Source organism: Brooklawnia sp., from assembly GCF_049651565.1.
In the GTDB taxonomy this organism is placed as follows: Bacteria; Actinomycetota; Actinomycetes; order Propionibacteriales; family Propionibacteriaceae; genus Brooklawnia.
Map to the genome: position 1 here is coordinate 1 of NZ_JBASCI010000134.1, position 4,385 is coordinate 4,385.

Sequence of the window (4,385 nt, forward strand, 5' to 3'; positions counted from 1 at the left end):
GCCCGCCGGGATTCGATCACCGCCCAGCTCGCCAACGTGCGACAGATGCTGGCCACACTTGGTGGGCCGCAGAGCGCCTTCGCCGATCCGTTGAACGTGCGCAGCGCGCAGGCCTGGGCGTCCGAGACCGACGCCGTGGACGAGGAGCCGAAGGACGACCATCTGAAGGACGACCAGCAGGCGGAGCCGGCGGCCGAGGACCAGCCGACCCAGGTCGGCCAGGCCCGCGCTGCCGAAGGGGCCGAAGCTGCCGAGGTGGTCGAGGCTGCCGACGCGGCCCAGGTGGTCGGGGTCGTCGAGGAGGAGGCTCAGTCGACCACGCCGTAGAGCCGGTCGCCCGCATCACCCAGGCCGGGCACGATGTAACCGGACTCGTCGAGCCGCTCGTCAACCGCGGCCACCACCAGAGTGGTGGTGATGTTGAGCTGGTCGACCAGGCCGCGGAACTTCTCGATGCCCTCCGGTGCGGCGAGCAGGCAGACGCAGGTGACGTCATCGGCCCTGCGTTCGGCGAGGAACTGGACGCAACCGCCGAGCGAACCGCCGGTCGCCAGCATCGGGTCGAGCACGAAGCACTGCCGGCCCGACAGGTCGAGCGGCAGCCGCTCGGCATAGGTGAACGGCTGCAGGGTCTTCTCGTCCCGGATCATGCCGACGAAACCGACCTCGGCGGTCGGCATCAGCCGGGTCATGCCGCCCAGCATGCCCAGGCCGGCGCGCAGAATGGGCACCACCAGCGGCTTGGGATCGGCCAACTCGACACCCTCGGTCTCGGCGACCGGAGTGTTGATCCGCACCGGCTGCACCCGGACGCACCGGGTGGCCTCGTAGGCCAGCAGGGTGACCAGCTCGTCCACCAGCGCCCGGAACGTCGGGCTCTTGGTGCTGGCGTCGCGCAGATGGGTGAGCTTGTGTGCCACCAACGGGTGGTCGAGTACTTTCAGTTCCACGGCCCCACCTTGGCACAGCCGCCGGGATGACTGGTCGTGGGGGCTAGAGTTTGAGCTCCGGGGTTTTGGCCGCCCCGTCCCATCTGCCACGATTGGGGTCGGGGTAGGCGAGTGCGAGGTTGAGGAGCCAGGACATGGATGCCGAGGACGAGCTGTTCATCGAAGATGACCTCGATGACAGCGCCGATGCAGTCGACGGTCTCGATGACGACAGCGACCTCGACGGCGGCGTCATCCCCGACGACTACGACGAACTCGGCGACGACGATGACGAGGACGTGGACGACCTGGAGGATGACGACGACGATGACGATGACGACGACGAGGACGACTACGAGGACGCCACCGTCGACGAGATCGACTTTGTCGTCGCCCTGTACCGGGAGGACGGGGTGGCCGTCGCCACCGAACTTGCTCCGCAGATGGCCAACGACCTCGACGAACTGATCGACCAGCTGCGCCGGCTGCCCGGCGACGCCGGTGCGCTCGGGGTGGTCTCGATCGCCGGGGAGTTCTTCGTGCTGTGCCGGGTGCGCGGCCGCAACACCCAGGTGCTGCTGAACGACTCGATCGCCGCCAACGACTGGCCGATCGCCCGCGACGTGCTCGACTACCTCGGCATCGAGGTGCCCGACCCGGACGGCGACTCCGAACCGCTCGGCGACTTCGGGATGCTGGTCGACCAGGGCGTCAGTGAGCTCGACCTGGAGCAGATCGCCGGCGACCTCGACGAGGACTCCGATCAGCTGGTGCACCGGTTGGTCGACCTGATGAAGTTCAGCGTCCCGTTCGATCGAGCGGTGAACTGAGCCGCTGGGACGCCTCGATGCGGCTGGCGCTGCGAACCGCGGACGCCGCCGCCGAACATGGTGAGGTCCCGGTCGGGGCGGTGGTGCTGGACGCCGCAGGCCAGGTGCTGGCGGCCGGGGGCAACGAACGCGAACTAACCTCCGACGTGGCCGCGCACGCCGAGATCGTGGCGATGCGGCGGGCGTCCGAGGTGCTCGGTGAGGGCTGGCGGCTGCCCGGCTGCACCCTGGTGGTGACCCTGGAGCCGTGCGTGATGTGCGCGGGGGCGATCGTCGCCGCCCGGCTGGAACGCGTCGTCTTCGGCGCCTTCGACCCGAAGGCCGGCGCGGTGGCCTCGCTGTGGGACCTGCTGCGCGATCCGCGGCTGCTGCACCGGCCGGCCGTGGTGTCCGGCATCCTCGCAGACCAGGTCGAGGCGCAGTTGCAGGCCTTCTTCGCCGGACGCCGCTGATCGCGGCCGGGCGGGTCCCGATTGGCGAACCCGGTCGGGCATGACGTAGGCTGACCGGCGGTGACGTGTCTGAGCGGCCGAAAGAGCCCGCCTCGAAAGCGGGTGTGGTGCAAGCCACCGAGGGTTCAAATCCCTCCGTCACCGCCAGTGGCCCCCGATCGGATCACCGGTCGGGGGTCTCGTCACCTCAGGGCGTGCCCAGCGCGCCCAGCACCCGCTCCCGGCTCCCGCCGGTGACCTCAGCAAGGTCACGAACCAAGGCGTCGGCCAACTGCGCCAGCGCCTCCCGCACCTCGATCGCGTCGTCGGCGTCCTTGACCAGCCGCCGCACCCGCACCCAGTCCTCGTCGAGTTCGCCCATCATCAATTCGCTGCCCAGCACTGCCCTGCGAGCGCCGATCGCCATCGGGTCGGCCGGGTCGGGATGTGCCATTGAGAGCTGGACGCCGCGGTCGTGCTGTTCGGCCAGCCAGGCCTGCATCAGCACGTCGGCATTGAGTTCGGTGCTCCTGGCTGCGTCGATGGCCCGGGACACCCACGCCGGCACCACGGCAACCCCGGACGCCGCCTGGGCGCGGTCGAGCTGCTGCAGCCAGACGGCTGCCAGCACCCCCAACGCCCGGGCGTTCACCGCCCGGCAGGCCGCGAACCAGATGTTGGTCGGCAGCCGGTGCCAGACCGCCTCGTACTGCTGGTCGTCGATCAGCGACTCGATCACGGCCCGCTCGGCCGCCAGGTCTGGTTCCGCCATACCGGTGACGGTACCCGGCGCCGCAGACAAAGCCCGCCGCCGACAGGGCCCGGCCGCCGACAAGCCGGACGACCCCGGTTCGGCCGGCGGGGTAAGGTTCGCCTCGTGAGCGAGGAAGCGGCCAGCGGTTCGTTCTGGTTCCGGTGGAGGTCGTACTTCACGTCCCAGGCCCGCAAGGGCTGGACGCGGCTGCGCGGCGCCATCCTGCCCAACACCCAGACCGCCGTCTTCGCCACCCTGTCGTGGGTGCTGTGCCGCTACCTGCTCGACGACCCGAACCCGATCTTCGCCCCGATCGTGACGTTCCTGTGCATGGGGTTCAGCCGGAACCGGGAGCCGCGCAAGGTGGTGGAGATCGGCCTGGGGGCCAGCACCGGCGTCCTGATCGGCGGCCTGGTCGGGCACTACTGGGGTTTCGGGGCCTGGCAGTTGCTGGTACTGCTGCTGGTCACCCCGCTGATCGGACGGTTCATCGACCGCAGCGACCTGGTCACCTTCCAGACCGCCATCAACTCCATCGTGGTCGCCGGCATGATCGTGGTCACCGGCGCCGAGGACGGCCCGCTGGCGCGCTGGCTGAACGCGCTGATCGGCGCCGCCATCGCCCTGATCGGTACCGCGATCCTGCCCACCAACGTGGTGACCCGGTCCCGCCGCTACACCGCCTTCTCACTGCGGGAGGGGGCCCGGGTGCTGCGCCGGCTGGGGCAGCGGGTCGCCAAGGGCGACGCGGCCGCCATCGGCCAGCTACGCGGCCAGTTGATCTCGATGCGGGAGGCCCTCAACGACGGCATCCGGGCCCTCCAGTCGGCGCAGGAGACCGCGGCGATCAGCCCGGTGGCGATGCGGGCCCGCGCCGAGCTGGCCGAACTCGACCGGATGCTGGTCCTGGCCGAGCGGATGCACGTCACCCTGTCGATGATGCAGCGGCAGTGCCACGGCATGGTCAGCGAGGTCGGGTCGATGCCCGAGGTCGCCGGCATCATGCAGCAGGTCGCCGACCTGCTGGAGAAGGTGGGAGAGGGAGTCGCCAGTTGGCGCCGCCCCGATCAGGCTCGGGACGCCGCCATCGAACTGGCAGCCGCGCTCGGACCGGCGGACGTGCTCAGCGACCCTGACGAATGGCGCACCGCCACCCTGATGTCGCTGCTGCGCGCGATGGTGGTCGACCTGCTGCAGCTCACCGGGCTCTCGCTGGCCCAGGCCCGATCCTCGCTGGCCGACACCGGCGCCTTCGACCCCGACGAGGCAGCCGACGAGGCCTCCGGGGTTGACCTGCCGTCCTACGTCTGGGGCACCGAACACATGCCGGCGATCGGTGTGCTCGCCGAGCCGCCGGAGCCCCCCGCCGAACAGCCACCCGCCCAGCCGCGTCCGGCGGGCAATGGCATGGACGCCGCAGCGCCAGCCACCGAGCCCGACG

Annotated in this window: 5 protein-coding genes, 1 tRNA gene and 1 pseudogene; 5 read left to right on the forward strand and 2 right to left on the reverse strand. The window is 70.4% G+C overall.

Annotated features, from left to right (window positions below; all coding sequences use genetic code 11):
* Positions 1–327: pseudogene (locus WBL05_RS06555) on the forward strand (hypothetical protein); the annotation flags it as partial.
* Here WBL05_RS06555 and upp read toward each other — a convergent pair.
* The gene (gene upp / locus WBL05_RS06560) at positions 309–950 is read right to left on the reverse strand and encodes a uracil phosphoribosyltransferase (RefSeq protein ID WP_424224601.1); all 642 of its coding nucleotides are present in this window, start codon (positions 948–950) and stop codon (positions 309–311) included. The pseudogene WBL05_RS06555 and the gene upp sit on opposite strands and share 19 nt — an antisense overlap.
* A gap of 134 nt (positions 951–1,084) precedes the next feature.
* On the opposite strand from upp, the gene WBL05_RS06565 reads away from it, so the two are divergent.
* From WBL05_RS06565 to WBL05_RS06575, 3 genes are all read left to right on the forward strand, one after another.
* Positions 1,085–1,759: a tRNA adenosine deaminase-associated protein gene (locus WBL05_RS06565; RefSeq protein ID WP_424224602.1), complete on the forward strand. Its 675-nt coding sequence runs from the start codon at positions 1,085–1,087 to the stop codon at positions 1,757–1,759.
* Positions 1,760–1,776: 17 nt separating this feature from the next.
* Complete coding sequence (locus WBL05_RS06570) at positions 1,777–2,211, forward strand: nucleoside deaminase (RefSeq protein WP_424224603.1); 435 nt, start codon at positions 1,777–1,779, stop codon at positions 2,209–2,211.
* Positions 2,212–2,270: 59 nt separating this feature from the next.
* Positions 2,271–2,358, forward strand: a tRNA-Ser gene (locus WBL05_RS06575).
* A gap of 40 nt (positions 2,359–2,398) precedes the next feature.
* Here WBL05_RS06575 and WBL05_RS06580 read toward each other — a convergent pair.
* Positions 2,399–2,962: a hypothetical protein gene (locus WBL05_RS06580; RefSeq protein WP_424224604.1), complete on the reverse strand. Its 564-nt coding sequence runs from the start codon at positions 2,960–2,962 to the stop codon at positions 2,399–2,401.
* A gap of 105 nt (positions 2,963–3,067) precedes the next feature.
* Between WBL05_RS06580 and WBL05_RS06585 the strand changes: the two genes are divergently transcribed.
* A partial coding sequence (locus tag WBL05_RS06585) for an FUSC family protein (protein WP_424224606.1) occupies positions 3,068–4,385 on the forward strand: 1,318 nt, incomplete at its 3' end.

What these genes read in the sequence shown, in the direction of transcription:
- WBL05_RS06570 (WP_424224603.1), top strand. Translation starts at nt 1,777, where the DNA reads ATGCGGCTGGCGCTGCGAACCGCGGACGCCGCCGCCGAACATGGTGAG.
- WBL05_RS06565 (WP_424224602.1), top strand. Translation starts at nt 1,085, where the DNA reads ATGGATGCCGAGGACGAGCTGTTCATCGAAGATGACCTCGATGACAGC.
- WBL05_RS06580 (WP_424224604.1), bottom strand. Translation starts at nt 2,962, where the DNA reads ATGGCGGAACCAGACCTGGCGGCCGAGCGGGCCGTGATCGAGTCGCTG.